Source organism: Paenibacillus sp. S02, assembly GCF_019454065.1.
Taxonomy (GTDB): Bacteria; Bacillota; Bacilli; order Paenibacillales; family Paenibacillaceae; genus Paenibacillus; species Paenibacillus polymyxa_B.
Window position 1 is genome coordinate 1,950,945 of sequence record NZ_CP073682.1, and the last position, 18,574, is coordinate 1,969,518.

The 18,574-nt window shown below is 41.6% G+C and carries 15 protein-coding genes and 2 pseudogenes; 13 read left to right on the plus strand and 4 right to left on the minus strand.

Annotated features, from left to right (window positions below; translation table 11 throughout):
* The first annotated feature begins 3 nt into the window (after positions 1-3).
* Complete coding sequence (locus tag KAI36_RS08600; RefSeq protein WP_220027501.1) at positions 4-1,920, plus strand: PTS fructose transporter subunit IIABC; 1,917 nt, start codon at positions 4-6, stop codon at positions 1,918-1,920.
* A gap of 162 nt (positions 1,921-2,082) precedes the next feature.
* On the opposite strand, the gene KAI36_RS08605 is transcribed toward KAI36_RS08600, so the two are convergent.
* Positions 2,083-2,958: a LysR family transcriptional regulator gene (locus tag KAI36_RS08605; protein WP_220027502.1), complete on the minus strand. Its 876-nt coding sequence runs from the start codon at positions 2,956-2,958 to the stop codon at positions 2,083-2,085.
* A 111-nt stretch (positions 2,959-3,069) separates the two neighbouring features.
* Here KAI36_RS08605 and KAI36_RS08610 point away from each other — a divergent pair, with 111 nt between their 5' ends.
* From KAI36_RS08610 to KAI36_RS08660, 12 genes and pseudogenes are all read left to right on the plus strand, one after another.
* The gene (locus tag KAI36_RS08610) at positions 3,070-3,456 is read left to right on the plus strand and encodes a tautomerase family protein (protein ID WP_220027503.1); all 387 of its coding nucleotides are present in this window, start codon (positions 3,070-3,072) and stop codon (positions 3,454-3,456) included.
* A complete protein-coding gene (locus KAI36_RS08615) occupies positions 3,453-3,788 on the plus strand; it encodes a carboxymuconolactone decarboxylase family protein (protein WP_134904364.1) in 336 nt (111 codons plus the stop codon). The genes KAI36_RS08610 and KAI36_RS08615 overlap by 4 nt, the downstream gene beginning before the upstream one ends.
* Positions 3,789-4,032: 244 nt before the next feature.
* A complete protein-coding gene (gene licT / locus KAI36_RS08620; protein ID WP_028542871.1) occupies positions 4,033-4,890 on the plus strand; it encodes a BglG family transcription antiterminator LicT in 858 nt (285 codons plus the stop codon).
* Between the two features lie 184 nt (positions 4,891-5,074).
* On the plus strand, positions 5,075-6,955 hold the full coding sequence (locus KAI36_RS08625) for a beta-glucoside-specific PTS transporter subunit IIABC (RefSeq protein ID WP_220027504.1): 1,881 nt from the start codon (positions 5,075-5,077) through the stop codon (positions 6,953-6,955).
* A 76-nt stretch (positions 6,956-7,031) separates the two neighbouring features.
* Positions 7,032-8,441: a glycoside hydrolase family 1 protein gene (locus KAI36_RS08630; protein ID WP_220027505.1), complete on the plus strand. Its 1,410-nt coding sequence runs from the start codon at positions 7,032-7,034 to the stop codon at positions 8,439-8,441.
* Positions 8,442-8,620: 179 nt separating this feature from the next.
* Entirely contained in the window at positions 8,621-9,523 is a 903-nt protein-coding gene (locus tag KAI36_RS08635; RefSeq protein WP_023987954.1) for a LysR family transcriptional regulator, read from the plus strand.
* A gap of 123 nt (positions 9,524-9,646) precedes the next feature.
* Positions 9,647-10,786, plus strand: a complete 1,140-nt coding sequence (locus KAI36_RS08640; RefSeq protein WP_220027506.1) for a 5-methyltetrahydropteroyltriglutamate--homocysteine S-methyltransferase — start codon at positions 9,647-9,649, stop codon at positions 10,784-10,786.
* Positions 10,787-10,961: 175 nt separating this feature from the next.
* Positions 10,962-11,970, plus strand: a pseudogene (locus KAI36_RS08645) (IS256 family transposase); the annotation flags it as partial.
* 391 nt (positions 11,971-12,361) lie between these two features.
* A pseudogene (locus KAI36_RS27680) lies at positions 12,362-12,571 on the plus strand (amino acid permease); the annotation flags it as partial.
* A gap of 459 nt (positions 12,572-13,030) precedes the next feature.
* Positions 13,031-14,335 carry a radical SAM/SPASM domain-containing protein gene (locus tag KAI36_RS08650; protein ID WP_220027507.1) on the plus strand — a complete coding sequence of 435 codons (1,305 nt, stop codon included), beginning with the start codon at positions 13,031-13,033 and terminating at the stop codon, positions 14,333-14,335.
* Between the two features lie 255 nt (positions 14,336-14,590).
* A complete protein-coding gene (locus KAI36_RS08655) occupies positions 14,591-15,199 on the plus strand; it encodes a response regulator transcription factor (RefSeq protein ID WP_220027508.1) in 609 nt (202 codons plus the stop codon).
* A gap of 134 nt (positions 15,200-15,333) precedes the next feature.
* Positions 15,334-17,007: an ABC transporter ATP-binding protein gene (locus KAI36_RS08660; RefSeq protein WP_346730203.1), complete on the plus strand. Its 1,674-nt coding sequence runs from the start codon at positions 15,334-15,336 to the stop codon at positions 17,005-17,007.
* 34 nt (positions 17,008-17,041) lie between these two features.
* Here the strand turns inward: KAI36_RS08660 and KAI36_RS08665 are convergent, their stop codons facing one another.
* From KAI36_RS08665 to KAI36_RS08670, 3 genes are all read right to left on the minus strand, one after another.
* A complete protein-coding gene (locus KAI36_RS08665) occupies positions 17,042-17,206 on the minus strand; it encodes a hypothetical protein (protein ID WP_220027510.1) in 165 nt (54 codons plus the stop codon).
* Positions 17,187-17,315 carry a hypothetical protein gene (locus KAI36_RS27200; RefSeq protein WP_258296382.1) on the minus strand — a complete coding sequence of 43 codons (129 nt, stop codon included), beginning with the start codon at positions 17,313-17,315 and terminating at the stop codon, positions 17,187-17,189. Before KAI36_RS27200 ends, KAI36_RS08665 begins: the two co-directional genes overlap by 20 nt.
* Positions 17,316-17,746: 431 nt before the next feature.
* On the minus strand, positions 17,747-18,085 hold the full coding sequence (locus KAI36_RS08670) for a helix-turn-helix domain-containing protein (protein ID WP_220027511.1): 339 nt from the start codon (positions 18,083-18,085) through the stop codon (positions 17,747-17,749).
* Between the last annotated feature and the right edge of the window lie 489 nt (positions 18,086-18,574).

Consider the following 18,574-nt stretch of genomic DNA (forward strand, 5'->3'; position numbering starts at 1 on the left):
AAAATGAGAATAACAGACCTGATGATTAAAGAAACGATGATCATGGACCTGCAGGCGACGACAAAAGACGAGGCGATTGAGGAGCTCATCTCTAGTCTCGAAGCAAGTGGACGTATTAATGACCGTGCCTTGTTTAAAGAAATGATTTACAAACGTGAAGCAGAGTCCAGCACTGGAATCGGCGGCGGCATTGCGATGCCGCATGCCAAGACCAAAGCCGTGAATGAAGCGACTGTCGTTTTCGCCAAAAGCAGTAAAGGTGTAGAATTCGAATCGTTGGACGGTGAGCCGGCAAAAGTGTTCTTTATGATTGCGGCTCCGGAGGGAGCAGCAAATACGCATCTTCGCACACTGGCTGCCCTTTCCCGGCTGTTGATTGATACCGATTTTATCGGGAGCCTTATGAAAACGCAAACACCGGATGAAGTAGCTATGCTGTTTGATACCAAGCAGGCGGAAGAAGAAGCTGCCAAGAAAGCAAAAGAGGCTGCCAAAGCACAGCAAACGCCAGACGTTATCGTTGGCAATCCGAATTCTGACGAGTTTGTGGTTGCAGTGACCGCTTGTCCTACAGGCATTGCACACACGTTTATGGCAGAAGATGCTCTCATTAAGAAAGCGAAAGAAATGGGTGTAAATATCCGTGTAGAGACGAATGGCTCGGAAGGCGCACAAAACGTACTGACAGCGGATGAAATTCGCCGTGCCAAAGGTGTAATCGTCGCAGCTGACAAGAAGGTTGAAATGGCCAGATTTGACGGTAAACCTGTATTGCAAAGACCGGTAAGCGACGGTATCCGTAAATCTGAGGAACTGATCCGCAAAGCGCTGAACGGCGATGCCCCAATTTATCGAAGTGAAGGTAAAGGCAGTGCTGAAGAGTCGAAAGCGGAGAAGAGCAGCGTGGGCAGCAAAATCTACAAGGATTTAATGAACGGTATTTCTCATATGCTGCCATTCGTTGTAGGCGGGGGGATTTTGTTAGCAATTTCCTTCTTGATTGAACAAGTGGCAGGAGAAGACAATGTATTGTTCCAACTGTTGCAGACAATTGGCGGTGGAACAGGTGCGTTCCACTTCCTGATTCCGATACTGGCCGGATTTATCGCGATGAGCATTGGAGATCGCCCGGCACTGATGCCAGGTATGGTTGGGGGTCTGATGGCTGTAAACTCTAATGCAGGCTTCCTTGGCGGTCTGGCAGCTGGTTTCATGGCTGGTTATGTGGTGATCTTCCTGCGTAAAGCTTTTGCAGGTCTGCCGAAAGCGCTGGATGGTTTAAAACCAATCTTGTTATACCCTGTATTTGGACTCCTAATTTCAGGCGCGATTATGTTCTACCTGTTCGATCCGATTTTTGGTGGTATTAACACGTGGCTTGTCAATGTTCTGAACAATTTGGGAACAGGTAATGCAGTTATTTTGGGTCTGATTCTAGGCGGAATGATGTCGATTGACATGGGTGGACCTTTTAACAAAGCAGCTTACGCATTTTCGATCGGTGTCTTTACTTCCAGTGGTAACACGAACGGAGCTATGATGGCGGCTGTTATGGCGGGTGGTATGGTACCTCCGTTGGCGATCGCATTAGCTTCGACGTTCTTCAAAAATAAGTTTACTGAGCAAGAGCGCAAGTCTGGCTTGACGAACTATGTACTTGGATTGTCCTTCATTACGGAAGGAGCCATTCCATTCGCAGCTGCTGATCCTCTGCGTGTCCTGACCTCTTGTATTGTAGGTTCAGCGATTGCTGGTGGTCTGACGCAGTTCTGGCAAATCAATCTTCCAGCTCCACATGGCGGAATTTTTGTAGCAGCTCTTGCCAACCATGCATTGCTGTTCTTGCTTGCAGTCGCGATTGGTTCCGTGATTTCCGCGCTCATTCTGGGATTGTGGAAAAAACCGCTCGAAGCGAAATAACGGGTATCACAGGAGTAAAAAAATAAAAAGAGGGCCACATTTCCTTAGGCCTTCAAAATAGTAAAGCCGCTAAACACCAGGTTTCTGAGTGTTTAGCGGCTTTTTCTTTATGCAAAGGTGTCGGCTTTGCCTATATAGCTTATTAGTAGTTATTGCATTGAGCTATAGCCTACAAAGCTCCTTAACCAACTGCATAAACAGCTTTCGGGCCGAAGACATATACTGCTGGTGATGGTTGTTTTGTAGCAGTCCAATGGGAATATTCGAGTCTGTTAATTGGAGGGGGACGGTGATCAGTTCCTTCGGCAAAGGCATTGACGATAGAACCACTCCAACTGAAGGAATCGTTTTTACGAATGAGGGGATCGACGAAATTTGGCTGACAGTATAAAAAAACGGCATCGACGGGAAGCGGGAAAGCTCTTTTTCCAGTCGGATATGGTACAGGCAGTTTTTCCCTCCCGCTATAAGCGGATATTCATACAAATCCTCCAGCTGAAGCTCACTTTTTGCCGCGAAGGGATGATTACGGGACACAATAAAGGCGATGTGTTCGTTATACAAGGGTTCAAAGTGTAAGGAAGGAATCGAGTGAGGTTCCCCAGAGATTGCAAAATCCAGTGTACCGTCCACCAAAGCATTTGCGAGTGCATCCGTGTTTCCAACTGTAAAATGGCACGTAATATTCGGTTTATGCTCTCGAAACTGCTGCAGAACCAAGGGCAGTACAGTAGCCGCCACCGTTTCAATCACACCGATATGGAGCGTGCCAATCTCCTCCTTTTTCAGAGACTTCGCCTGGTCCATTACAAAATTCCAATGCTGAATAAGCCCGTCTATCTCCTCGGCATATAGTTTGCCTGGGGACGTTAACTCTGCATCCCAACCCCTTTTAAAAAGTTGAAATCCCAGCTCTTTCTCTAGCCTCTGGATTTGGCTCGTGACTGTAGACTGAGCGTAGTTTAATTTGGCAGCAGCTTTTGAAAACGTTCCTTCTTCGATTATGGTACGAAATGTAGTTAATTCTTTCAGATCCACGCATGCTCATCTCCATCGGTCAAATTGAATATATTTATGATTATTTTCAATTATACAGATGAAAGCAAGGGGAGTACAATTATCTTATCCCAACGGATAGGAGAGATGAACATGCCATTTGTACGAGTTGGCTACATGGAGCAGCAATACACAGAGCAAGAGCTGCCTTGGATTAGCCGCTGTATCATGAACGCTTTGATCGAACATTTTCAGGTTCCGGAAAAAGATTACTTTCAGGTTTTTCATGCTCATAAGCAAAGCGAGTTTTATTATAGTCCCGATTATTTGAATGTACCCAGAACAGACAAGCTGCTGTATATCCAAATTACAATGGGGACGGGTAGAACTACGGAACAAAAAAAGAGTTTCTACCAAAAGTTAGCGGAGCTCTTATCTATTGAATGTAAGATTAGACCGGAGGATGTATTTGTGACACTGATAGAGACTGAATTAGAGGATTGGTCCTTTGGCAACGGACTTGCCCAGATGATTGTATGAAGCATAAATTGATCAGATCGAGTGTTCGGGAAACGATCGGTGATTTTGCTCCCGCTTTTGTAGGTTATACAGAGGATGTTCTTTTTGGAGATGTATGGAGAAGAAGTGAGCTATCTCTCAGAGAACGGAGTCTCATCACCGTCTCCGCATTGGTAGCGGGTGAGCATGTAAATCAACTTCCGTATCATCTGAAACTGGCCAAGGAGAACGGGATTTCGGAGGAAGAACTGGTTGAGGTCATTACACAGCTTGCCTTTTATGTAGGATGGCCCCGGGCAGCCTCAGCTATTCAGGTTGCCAAAGAGGTGTTTTGCAAAGAGAAAGAGAGTTAAGCATGAACCCAAAAGCTGCTAAGCACAAAGGATTCCGAGTGTTTGGCGGTTTTTTGGCATGTTTGTATTGTTATTCTGTATTGAAAGCGGTATAGTAAGGGTAATTGAATGAGGGGTGAAGTGCCCTTCGGGATTGTTACTGGTAAGCAGGCGATACCCAAATAATGACTAATTGATTTAGTCGTTATTTGGTTTTTTTTGTTATTACAAACTTTGTCATTACATCAATGAGGTGAGCAGATAAATGATCATCCGGCAAATTTTTAACAACAATGTCATCCGAGTCGAAAATCAGGTGGGTCATGAATTTGTTGTCATAGGGAATGGCCTGGGCTTTAAAAAGAAAAATGGTCAGAGGGTCGATGAGGAAAAAATAGAAAAAACCTTTGTATTAAAGTCGGATAAAATTCCACAAAAATTAATAGATCTTATTGGGGAAACATCTGTAGAGTATTTAAAGGTGGCGGATGAAATTGTAGGCGGCGCAAAAAAGGAAATGGGAGATATTTTTAGTGATAATATCTATATTTCTCTGATTGACCATATTCAATTTGCCATCTCTCGATACAGAAAATCCGTGGGACTTAAAAATTCACTCTTATGGCAAATTAAAAAATTTTACAAAAAAGAATTTATGATCGGAATGAATGCATTGGACATCATCCATGCTCAATTTGGCATCCAAATGGATGAGCATGAAGCAAGCTTTATTGCTATGCATTTTGTAAATGCAAGACAAGACGGTCAGGGAATGAAACAAACGGTTGAGATCACCGAGGTCATTGATGACATTTTCAACATTGTAACCGATTACTATCAGATTACACTGGATGAAACTTCGTTCAATTATTCCCGGTTTATTACTCATTTGCAGTACTTTGCCCAACGATTGCTGAGCAATGAACAAGAACAACTAGCTTCAGGGGATAATTTCTTGTATGACCAAGTCAAAGATAAATATGAGAGGGCTTTTCAATGCACCCAATTAATCAATCAATATCTGGAATTAAAGCATGAAAGTGCTATGTCAATTGACGAAAAAGTGTATTTGACGATTCATATACAGCGTGTAACCTCCAGAAACGATATGGCTACTTCTTAGAAAAAAAAGCTTGCAAACGATTTCTAAGTGATTTATAGTAGGCTCACAACTTAAATATAAGGATTGTTACTGGTTAAGCAGGCGATACCTAAATGAATGGCAGTGATCATTTTCTTTGATCATATAGGCCTCTCGTTTAGGTATTTTTTTGTTTTCAGGCAATCTGCCCAAGAGGAGAATGAACATGGACCATAAGAAAATGGGCGAAGACATCGTACGTCTCGTTGGAGGAGAAGAAAATATCAATGGGCTTGTCCATTGTGCTACACGACTCCGATTTGACCTGAAGGACTCACGAAAAGCTGAAAGAGAAGCGCTTGAGAAGCACGAGGGGATCATTACAGTTGTTGAAAGCGGAGGACAATTTCAAGTTGTTATTGGCAGCCATGTTGCCTATGTATATGCGGAGATTATGAAAAACAGGGATTTTGGATCGAATTCCTCTACAGCGAGTGAATCCAGTGGTAAAAAAACATCGGTCATATCCACAATCTTTGAAGTTATTTCCGGCAGTTTCTCCCCGTTGATTCCGGCGATGGCGGGCTCGGGAATGATAAAAGCACTCCTGACGGTTTTGACCTTGCTGGGATGGATGTCTGCAACAAGTGATACTTATATGATCCTGTCTGCTGCAGGGAATGCTGTGTTTTACTTTTTGCCGATTTTACTTGGGATCACGCTTGGTATAAAGCTGAAGGCGAATCCTTATGTAGCTGGTGTGATCGGTGCGGCTCTCATGGAACCCAACTTTACGGGGCTGATGGACAAAGGCTCTGATGTATCGTTTTTAGGAATACCGGTGGTCATGATGAACTACTCCGCCAGTGTTTTCCCGATTTTCATATCCATTAGCATATATGCGTTGGTGGATAAGTTTTTGAAGAAGATCATTCTTAAGGATTTACAACTATTTTTAGTTCCGATGCTGGCTTTAATGATTATGGTTCCGCTATCTGCGATGGCTTTCGGACCTTTCGGTACAGGGGTAGGAGATTGGATTTCTTCAGGTGTGACATGGTTAATCGGTGTAAGTGGAATTTTATCAGGGATTGTTCTTGGCGGTTTTATGACCTTTATGGTCGTCTTCGGACTTCACTGGGGTTTTACACCCATTACGATTCAAAATATCGGTGTTGGCGGTGATCCGATTGAGGCGATGGCTGCAGCAGCTGTATTTGCTCAAATTGGTGTCGCATTTGGTATCTTCCTGAAGGCGAGAAAAGATAAAACACTTAGAACTCTTGCCGGTTCCACGAGTATTACAGGATTGCTGGCTGGTGTGACAGAGCCGATTGTGTATGGTCTGGTGCTTCGTTATAAACGTGTCATTCCGATTGTCATTATCGCAGGCGCTCTAGGCGGAGCTATCAATGGATATTTTGGAGTGAAAATGACGGCTTATGTTTTTCACAACATTTTTGCAATTCCAGTATATACGCCAACCTTAGTTTACGTTATCGCCATTGCATGTTCATTTATAGCTGCAACGATGCTGATCCTTATTTTTGGATATGAAAGCAAGGTGAAGGGGGAGGCCCCAGAAACAGTTGAATCCGTGAAAACAGCAGAACCAGAGCCTGTTGTTACAGCAACCAAGGCCGTTGATATCAAGAAAGAAACGATATACAGCCCGATCACAGGCAGGACCACACCATTGAGTCAAGTAAATGATTCTGCATTTTCTACAGGGGCCATGGGAAAAGGATTAGCCATTGAACCGTCTGTCGGTGAGGTTGTAGCCCCAATAGATGGAGTCGTAACCTCGCTGTTCCCCACAGGACATGCCATAGGATTGACTTCCAATGCGGGTACAGAGATATTAATTCATATCGGAATTAACACCGTTGCGCTGAAAGGGAAGCATTTTAATCCAGTGGTTAAAGAAGGCGACAGCGTGAAACAGGGTGATTTGCTAATTCAGTTTGACAGGGAACAGATTATAGAAGCGGGATACGAAATCGTAACGCCTGTCATCGTCACACTTACGCAACATAAAGTGGACGTATTTGAGACAAATCAGGAGCAGGTCCAGAAAAATGAAGTATTGTTAACTTTGGTTGTGTGATATTGGCAAGCATCATCATGACATATATGAATTGCGAACATCAGAAGGATATAACTATAACTGGAGGGACTATATCATGAAACATAATCAATTGAAGGCATTTCCTGAAAATTTTTTCTGGGGAGCTTCCACTTCCGCTTATCAAGTAGAGGGTGCATGGGACGAAGATGGAAAAGGACCTTCTGTCATTGACATGGCTAATCACGTCGAAGGGGTCACTGATTTTAAGGTAACCAGTGATCATTACCATATGTTCAAAGAAGACGTAGCTCTGATGGCTGAAATGGGCTTTAAAGCATATCGTTTCTCTATTGCTTGGACACGTATTTATCCCCAGGGCGCAGGTGAAGTTAATCAGAAGGGAATCGCGTTTTACAGCTCATTAATTGACGAACTAATTAAATACGGAATTGAACCGATTGTTACTATGTATCATTTTGATCTGCCTTATGCTCTTGAAAAACAAGACGGTTGGTCGAAGAGGGAGACGATTGATGCCTTCGAACAGTATGCCAAAACATTGTTTGAGAACTTTGGAGACAGGGTGAAATATTGGTTAACCATTAATGAGCAGAATATGCTGATTCTTCATCCCGGTTCTATTGGCACATTAGATACAAGTCTGGAAAATCCACAAAAGGTACTGTATCAACAAAATCATCATATGTTAGTCGCGCAGGCGAAAGCAATGGTATTGTGCCATGAAATGCTACCTGACGCGAAAATTGGACCAGCGCCGAATATCGGGGTTATCTATCCAGCCAGTTCCAAGCCGGAAGATACACTGGCGGCTGATAACTATGCAGCGATTCGCAACTGGCTCTATCTGGATATGGCTGTATTTGGCCGTTACAATCACATTGCGTGGAGCTATTTGGTCGAGAAAGGCTATGAGCCTATCATTGAAGAAGGGGATATGGACATTTTAGCGAAGGGGAACCCGGACTTTATCGCATTTAACTATTATACCTCTCAAACCGTAGGAGAAAGCTTAGATGACGGAAATGATTTTTCACATACAGGAGATCAGCATGAAATTGTGGGTGAACCCGGAGCATATCGAGGTTCCGTCAACCCCAACCTGCAAACGACAGAGTTTGGTTGGGAGATTGATCCGGTCGGTTTTAGAACCACATTACGCCAAATTTATTCTCGCTACCACTTGCCTTTAATCGTGACAGAAAACGGCTTGGGCGCTTTTGACAAGCTTGAAGAAGGGGATGTAGTGAATGATCCTTACCGCATTGACTTTTTCAAGAAGCATATTGAGCAGATTCAACTGGCTATTACAGACGGTGTAGAAGTATTCGGCTTCTGTCCGTGGTCTGCGATTGATCTTGTTAGTACCCATCAGGGCTCCAGCAAGCGTTATGGGTTTATCTATGTGGATCGTGAGGAGTTTGATCTCAAGGATCTGCGTCGTATTCGTAAACAAAGCTTCTATTGGTATCAAAAGCTGATCTCCACAAACGGTGAAATTCGTTAATTAAAGCAGCCGTGAAAAAGCACCTCCTTGAAATGGAAGATTTCCATTTAGGGAGGTGTTTATATTTTTTAAACCTTAGGGGAGAGGCTGATTTCATTTAAGCAACAATTATCCCTTTTCCAGAAGTGTGATTATGTATTATATAATAGAAGAAACACAAACGGAAAGGACATCATGCATTGACCTTACAACAATTAAAATATGTCATTGAGGTTGCCAATCGTGGCTCCATGAATGAGGCGGCGAAGCGGTTGTTCATTTCCCAGCCCAGTCTGTCGAACGCGATTCGTGATTTGGAGGAAGAAATTCATATCACCATTTTTGAGCGTACCAATAAGGGGATTTCTTTGTCCAAGGAAGGCGTGGAATTCCTCGGTTATGCACGCCAGGTCGTTGAGCAGGCGGAGTTACTGGAAAGTCGCTATCTGGATGCCAAGCCTTCACCACAGCATTTTGCTGTGTCCACGCAGCATTACGCTTTTGCTGTAAATGCATTTGTGAATCTGGTGAATCAATATGGTCAAGAAGAGTATGAATTGGCTTTACGAGAGACCAAAACCCATGAAATCATACAGGATGTCAAAAGCCTGCGCAGTGAGATTGGAATCCTGTATCTGAACGAATTTAACGCCAAGGTCATTAACAAGCTGCTAAAAGATGCGAATCTGCAATTCAATAGCCTGTTTACGGCCAAGCCGCATATTTTTATCAGTGCCAATAATCCGCTATCCCGACAGTCTATCGTGACCATTGATCAGCTTCATCCGTATCCGTATTTGTCCTTTGAACAAGGGGAGTACAATTCCTTTCACTTTTCCGAGGAGATTCTCAGTACGTTGTCACATCCCAAAAGCATTCGTGTCCATGACCGGGCGACCCTTTTTAATTTGCTCATTGGCTTGAACGGCTATACGATTTCTACCGGGGTGATCAGTGCGGATCTGAACGGTAACGACATTATTTCCGTCCCTCTGGAATGTGATGAGTCTATTAATGTGGGATGGATTTGCCATAAAAACGCTGCGCTCTCCAAGCTGGCTACCGTCTATGTAGAAGCGTTGCATGAGGCGATAGGGGAATAAAAGGTTGGATATAGCCTTAGGCTATAACTAGCTATAGTTTATTGGAGTTACCTTATAACTGAAAATGTATGTTATCTTTCTTACAAGAACTTCACTACAGAAGCGAAAAAGGAGATAACCCTAATGAGCAGCATCCTTGACAATGCATCCCAACGTAAAGTGACCCCTTTTAGACATGATATGGTCGGCAGCTTTTTGCGCCCGCAAGCGATTAAAGACGCCAGAATTCAATTTCAAAATAATGAAATCTCTGCGGACGAGCTGAGAAAGATTGAAGATAACGAAATTATCAAGCTAGTGGAAAAGCAAAAATCCGTAGGACTTCAAGCTGTGACAGACGGTGAATTCAGACGCTCCTGGTGGCATCTTGATTTTATGTGGGGTCTGGACGGCGTGGAAAAGGTACAGCTTTCGAACGGTTACCAATTCCAAGGTGTGGAAACAAGAGCGGAAACCGCACGCTTGTCCGGTAAAATCGGACATTCCCGTCATCCTTTCATTGAAGATTTCAAATTCCTGAAGCAAGTAGCAGGAGAGGATGCGATCGCGCGCCAAACAATCCCGGCACCTGCGCAATTCCTGGCCGAGCTGTTGCGTGGAGAAAATAAAGAAACAACCGATACGTATTACAGCAATCTGGATGAGCTGGTGACGGATATCGCCAAAGCTTACAAATCCGTGATTCAAGCGTTGTACAATGAGGGCTGCCGCAGCTTGCAACTGGATGATTGCACATGGGGTATGCTCTGTGATAAAAACTATTGGGAAGCTAGACAGCATGCGGGTGAGAATGTGGAAGATACCAAAAAGCTGTTTGCCCGTGTGAATCAGGAAACGGTGAAGGATCTTCCAGCCGATTTGGTCGTTACGACTCACGTATGCCGTGGTAACTACCATTCCACCTGGGCATCTTCTGGCGGCTATGAGCCTGTAGCCGAAACTCTGTTCGACATCGACAACATCGACGGCTACTACCTCGAATTCGATACCGACCGTGCAGGTGATTTCACACCGCTTAAGCATCTGAAAGATCAAAAGCAGGTCGTACTGGGCCTCGTTTCCTCCAAAACGGGTGAACTGGAAGACAAGCAGACGGTTATTAACCGTATTAAGGAAGCGACTCAATTCGTCGACATCAACCACATCTGCCTCAGCCCACAATGCGGCTTCGCTTCGACAGAAGAGGGCAATATTCTGACAGAAGAACAGCAGTGGAAAAAGCTTGCTTTCATTAAAGAGATTGCAGACGAGATTTGGAAGTAAGGGTTATAGGGGGATAAATAGGTTTTATTAACCAAAGGTTTCTGCTATATAAAAGACTAGGTGAAGGTGTCATTCATCATTAGCCTTGGACATTATTGAAAAAGAGTGTCTCATGAGTCTGTAAAATAGATTGTGCAAACTCCTAAACCTAGTAAATGGAAGTAATCGAATGGTTACGGTGGGGAGTGAGTACGGCGAACAAGAGATTGCTGTTCCTCGGGATCAATTGGATGGATTTGAGACTGTCGTTGTTAAGAAGCATCAGCCCAACGTAACGGGCATTGAAGACCAAATCATGGCCCTGTACGTCAAAGTAGTCAGCATCCGTGAATTCAGGATCACTTTCAGCATCTGTACGGCGTCGAGGTGTCCCCGACGCCCATTTCCAGTGTCACGAACAAGATCATTCCGCTCATCAAGGAAAGGCAGAAGCGGCCACTTCAAGGCGTGTACGCCATCGTATACATGGACCTACCGACTTCAAGGTGAAGCAAGATGGGGCCATTGCGGACAAAGCGGCCTACATGGTCATCGGCATGGATTTGGATGGTAATAAGGATATATTGGGCATGTGGATGGACGAAAACGAATCCTCCAAGTTCTGAATCAGCGTGCTGAATGACTTGAGAAATTGCCGGGTTCAGGACATTCTCTTCATCTGTGTGGATAACCTGAGTGAGTTCTCTAGGGCCACTGCCGCCTGCTATCCCGAGACTGAAATTCAAAAGTGCATCATTCACTAAATTCGCAATTCCACCCGGTACGTGACTTACAAAGATCTCAAGAAAGTCACCGCCGATCTGAAGCCGATTTACAAGGCAACTACCGAGGAAGGCGCACAGTTGGAGCTGGAATGTTTCGAGGAAATCTAGAGTGTAAAATACCCGATCATTGTACGTTCCTGGCAGAACTACGGGGAAGAACTTTCGCCCTTTTTTAGTTATCCACCGGAGATCCGTAAACTGATTTACACTACAAACATGATCGAAAGCTACCCTGGCAGTTGCGTAAAGTGACGAGAGGCAAGAGTATCTTTCCCACCGATAAAGCTCTGCTTAAAATGCTCTGCCTGGCGACGATGGATGTCACCCGCAAATGGACGGGGCGCATTCAGAATTGGGGCCAGATGTTGCTACAACTTTCCATTTTCTTCCCGGAAACGAGTTGGCGACCACCTACATTAGAAATGCGAAATCCCCCTCCCGGGGGATTCAATCAATAAGAGTTTACATAAAAATTTTGAAAGACTCTGCCTCATCAATCGTAAAAACCAAAATAATGATGGATATTTTGAACTGTGTGATTTTGAAGGCTAGATTTTTGTCCTTTGGCACACTATTTTCGTGTTATAAAATATCTAGAGTCAACTATTTCTTTGCTAATAACTCATCAGCTTTAGCAAAGTTTTCCCCCTCTCTCACTAGTCAATTGTCTGTTTTCTTTCATACCGTGCCGGTCAACATCTTCGAAAAAAGAGTATCCTTCTCTATGTAGTAATATATAACAAATTTTTACATAAAATTATTGACAAGCCCTCTTACCTGGGGTTACATTGGCAATCATTTAATTTAAATTCAGTGGAAGAACGAAATAGGTGATCCTCCCTTTAGGTCACTTTTTTTCCCAATCAGCAACTACATCACAATTCTCTTCTTGTCGCAAGTGATGGTTGGAATGTAGTTCAATCCAGACACGCGCATGTTATTGATTATCGGGGCATCATTCATTGCGATCGTCTTTGTTGGATATTTTGTCTCTAGCATAGAGGAAAACAGTAACAATTGAAGAATTAGAGAATACCTAGGAGGCTACTAAATATAGATCCTACCGAGGACATTCAGTTCATCTCCTGGATTCGCCCGGTTTTTTGCCAAGGTAAGCCATAAGTGGCTTGGAAAAATGAGACGTGGTCTACGCGAGAACATTCGAGGGGCCCTTTCGTGATTGGTATAGACAATGTAGTCCTTGGCACCGTTACTAAAAATTCGCATAATGTTCAACAATTATAATTGATAGTGTGAGGACTTTACTTTTAAATTATTTATTAACTAATAAACGGGAGACTAATCGGGAAAAACTATTTTTTGTGGTTTGCGGTTAATTTACGGTGATTTTCCCGAAAATTAATGGTAAAATATAAATATATTAATATATGAATGATTATTATCCGCTTAATGGAAATTTTTTTATGCGCTGAAAATGAAGTCAATCTAGTACCTAATACTAAGATTGGGAGGAATGAATATGGAAATCTCATCTTACAACGAGTACTTGAAACTGGATGGGGTAGATGATGGAAAGTATTTAATATATAACAGTTTAACTAACGGTTTGGGAGAAATAAAAAAGGATTTGTATGATGCTCTTGTTAATAAGGATTTTTCTCACCTTATACATTGTGAAGAGTTGGAACATTTAATTCAGGGACAATTTATATACATGCATCCCATTGATGAGTTGGAGACAATGGAGAAACTGTTTACTGCAACAAGGTATCAGAAACACACATTACACCTCACTATTTTGCCTACCTTTAATTGTAACTTTAGATGCTCTTATTGTTTCGAGAACCTAACGGAAAAATCGGGTAATCGTTCATTTACAACTCAAGTACAGCAAGATATTTTGAATTATGTACAAACCTCTATGGAGGCTTCAGATTTGAAGCATGTAGTTGTAAATTGGACGGGGGGAGAGCCGCTTCTTGAGTTTAAGAAGGTCACCCTTCTTATGGAGAAAATGAATGCAATGGCTGCGGAAAAACACATCGAAGTGTCACACGATATGGTAAGTAATGGATATTTACTTACTAGGAGGCGTGCTGCTGTTTTGAGGGATTTGGGCTTGAAAAATATTCAGATTACAATAGATGGTAACAAATCAAATCATGATAAAAGAAGAGTTCTGGAGAACCGACAGGGGACATTTGATCAAATTATAGAAAATATTAGAGAAACATGTGATCTAATTCACATAAGTATACGTTCAAATGTGGATCTCCATAATGTAGATTCATTAGAGGAATATATGGATTATATAATGCAACAAGACTTCAAGGAAAAGGTTAGCATCTATTTCTCTGCTACCACCGACTACGTTGCGGGAGGCTGTTCAAGTAGCGGTAGCTGCTTTGCGAATCAGGAGTTTTCGGGAATCATCCTGAGCTTGTACGAGAAAGCGTTAAGAAAAGGGCTAAACATTTCCTATTACCCTCAGTATGCTCCTGTTATCTGTGCTGCTATTGCAGCCAATTCAATCGTTGTGCAGCCAGATGGATGGATTCAAAAATGTTGGAATACCGTAGGAAACCCCAAGTATACCATAGGTCATATTAGTAATTTAATAAATTTAGATCAACGTGCAGAGAAGTGGCTTGATTATTCACCCTATAAAGTTGAAAAATGTCGAAGTTGTTCTGTTCTACCTTTGTGTGGTGGAGGATGTGCGCAACAAGCATTTGAAAGTAATGACAAGCAGCCTGTTTGCTGTGAATACAAATATAATTTAAACGAAATGTTAAGATTTAATTATTATCGACTTGAATTGTAAGCCTCACCTTTGTCTGTATCTAATCTGTTGTGACTTGAAAGGAGGTGAGGAAAATGCGTTGGATTATTGAGCCTAAAGCACTTCAAAGCTCAGTTGTACCAGCTGGTTTTTGCTGGGTAGATAATAAACATGGCTGTATTATGTATAAATCTTAACCTTAAACATCTATGGCCGCCTGTCTTATGTTAACAGGCGGTTATTTCTCTACTCGAAAAATCGAATAAGTATGTATACAATGCATAGGGGGTTAGATGAATGTATAGCATATTACTTATGGATGATCATCTTGAATCAGGTGAGGTTACTAAGTCATTTATTGGACAAGAAGGATATTTTTGTGTCACACGTGTCGCCTCTACAATCGAAGCTGCAGAGGAAATGGTGAAATATAGTTTTAATCTCTGTATTTATTATCTGAATAAGATTATCTTGGAAGAATTAGAGCATATACGTGGGATTCAGGCTATACCTATACTATTTGTCGGTCAGGTTCATACGTATACAATGATAGATAAGTTATTACACATGGGAGTTATAGCATTTATTGATAAAGAATTTTCCTCAGAACAATTGATTCGAGCTGTTCGAAGTGCATTGGATGGAATCGCCGTTTTACCCGTATCTCTGTTACAACAGCTGCATCACCATGAAGGAATGATGGATTATGTACCGCTTAACAACAAGGAGCGTTCTATTTTAGAGTGGATTGCTGAGGGAAAAAGTAACAAGGAACTCGCTACTATTTTCTGTGTCAGCCAACGGACAATTGAATATTATTTAACTAATATTTTTAATAAATTCAAAGTTAGTTCCAGATTAGAGGCTGTAATTGCCGCAAAACGTAGAGGGATTATTAATGTGTAAGGCTACAATTCTTCAGCAAAATAGTAATATAAATATATCATAGCGTGGCGACCAGTGAAATAAATGAATACTATGTTTATTATGACGGGGGCTAAGTGATGATTGTATTTTTACTAAAGTATAGATACAAGTTAATGTTGCTCATCACATTTATTATTCTGTCGAGTCTAATGAATATGTATATGGCCTTTATCTTCAAAGACCTGGTAGACGTTGTTACCGTAGGGAGCGAGCAAGAGTTTGTCGGGACAGCTATTTTGGCCTTATCTTTTATTGTGATAGGTGCAATTCTTAGGCTATTAACTAATTTGTTCCATGCTTCTTATATTCAGAAGACGATGTTATATTTGAAAGAAGTTGTTTTCGGACATATTATGAATAAAAGCCTGACTCAGTTTTCTGCTTATAACAGTGCTAAATATATATCTATTTTTAGTAATGATATCAAGATGATTGAAGATGACTATTTTAAAAACATATTCTCGTTAATTGGAATGTGTATCTCGTTTTCAGCATCCTTAGTTGGCATGTTTCTGCTCAGTCCTACTATTGTAATTTGTCTTCTTTTGTTAACGCTCTTATCCATGTTTATCCCTCGTATGTTTGAGAAAAAACTGGTAAATCGAAAGAGAAAAGTGGCCGATGCTGTAGAGAAATTCATAATTAATACGAACGATATGTATTCAGGATTCGCAGTAATTAAGAGTTTTGGCATTGAGAAGTATGTCAAGGGGCAATATGATCATCTTAATAGGGAAGTAGAAAAAAATAAATATGCATTTTTGAGATTGAGTGCATGGGTTACCTCTATAAGTGAAGTTTTCGGCGGCTTTATGTTTATTTCGGTGTTTATCATCGGTAGTTTTCTCACATTACGGCAGCTTATTACCTTAGGGACCATGATTGCTTGTGTACAATTGACCAATAGTATCGTCAATCCAATACAAATGAGCATTCAATATATAACTCAGATTAAATCATTACGTGATATATCGGCAAAGATTACAGACTTTTTACATACAGAGCATCAGGATGTAGCGTACATTCACAAACCGACGATTAAGAATAAGATTTCACTAAAAGAAGTATCTTTTGGTTATAAAGAAAACAGTTTTAATGTTCACAGGTTGAATATGGAATTGCAACAGGGAAAAAAATACGCCTTGGTAGGGCCGAGCGGATCAGGAAAATCAACTGTGTTACGGCTCCTTATGAAACAGTATGAGAACTATGAAGGTACGATTAGTGTGGACGATGTGAATTTAAAGGAGATTGATGTTGAGGAGTGGTGCCGATTGGAGTCTGTACTACATCAGGATGTTTTTTTATTCGATAGCAACATTAGGGATAATATTTTACTATACCAAACGTATTCAAATGATGAGATCGCTGACGTAATCCTAAAATCCGGTTTGATTACATTAATAAATAAGTTGCCAGAAGGTATAGATACCCAGGTTGGAGAGAAAGGAAGTATACTGTCTGGGGGGGAGAAGCAAAGGATAGCGATTGCAAGAACCTTGATACGTCATACTCCCTTATTGCTAATGGATGAACCGACTTCGTCACTAGATTATGAAACGGCAAATGCTATTGAAGAAACTGTACTGGATTTGGAGAACACTACTTGTGTGATGGTTACTCATCGGCTGTCAAAATCAGTGCTAGAACGATATGATATGATCTTTGTATTCGCTGATGGAACAATTGTGGAGCGGGGAACATTTTGTGAATTAATTGAGCTTCAGGGGTATTTTTATCACATGTATGGGATGGCTGAGGAATCAGCTATGATACGAGATAAATGAAGTTTAGTGAATTAATGAACTTTTCTTATTTGTTCTAACCTTCTGGCAGCGGATACCCAGCGTCTGCAAGAGCCACAGTGCCTTCTTGTGGTTCATCCAAACTCAGTGATCGTGAAGCAGTAACAATTGGAACTGGCGGTATCCATAAATTCATTCGTAGCGTCGATATACCGCTTGAATCAGTGCCTTTGCTTGCCATCCCGGTCGGTATCCTTGCGCTTCAAATAGGCGTAATATTCACCTCTAGACACCCCGAACAACAGACAGAGTTGGATCACCAGGTATTCGGTTGCTAACTTTGCGATCATAGCATTTTTTTGTTGCTCTCCTCCTGCTTCCAGTTTTCCAAACACTTTTTAGCATTTCATTCTCCCGTTTCAACTGTTGCACATACTGATCTTGATTCTTGTATTCTTCATGTTCCCCCTGTTGGACTAACAAGCCGAATTCGCCTTGCTCACGATACTTCTTATCTATCGCTTGACCTGATTCTGAATCTCCAAATGCTTGGTAATCTGTGGATAGGTCCACTTTTCTTCGAGATGTAGGCTAAATGGCCCTTATTTTACAGTGTCAGCATAAGTCTATAATTTTCTCCTTTTTTTGCGGGCATAAAAAATGCAACCCTAGAATTTCTCTCGGTTGAACCCGGGGATTTTCCAATGTTCATTATAGAGGACACTTTATAAGCCACAGGTGGGCTAGCTTGGTTTTCTTAATTGAAACATTTCATTCTTCTTTAGTTGATAATCTCCCGTATCACATTCTTCGCCAAACGTACTTTCTCAGGACTCGATTTTTTGAGCATCGTAATAATTTGTATAACATCTTCATCAGATTCCACGATTTTTGGGTCCTCGCTTACATATGAAAACAACTGAACTAAGTTTACGTCTAGTGCTTTTGCAATTTTAGCTACATTTATCAAAGAAACATTCTTTTCTCCACGTTCGATCTGTCCAATGTATGTAAAATGAAATCCACCTTTTTCCCCAAGAGCTTCTTGTGAGAGGCCTTTTTCTTTGCGTAACACTCTTATTCTAGCCCCAACTAGCTTTAGTACTTCTTTGTCCTGCATTTATCTACACCCCTTCATACTAAAAAGTGTAGACAAGATTTTCTTGGGTAAACATGAGATTAAGAATCGTATATTTAGCATTGATTATATCTATAAGTATTATTTTAGGGTGTAATAAGACTAATATTGAAATTCTCTGGAGGAATAGATATGAAAGAAGCTCCTTCTACCTTTATTCCAAGTTCCACTCAACCGTCCAGACCCTCACAACACCTACATAATTCAATAACGGATTTTCACACTCTATCCCAATACCACATGAAACTAGCCCAAATCCTGTACAAGCACAATCAACTCCAATGCTGCATAATCCTATGTGACTGGGCGTTAACCTCCATGTTAAAAGCTCTATATATGAAAGAAAACAACAGCCTTTTCCCTCCCGGATTCCTGTCTATGAATGATCTGCTGCACTTATTACATACCGAAACCAACCCGGGATTGGATGTTGTCGTATTTATAGGCACCACTCAATTTCTTTCATCCCAG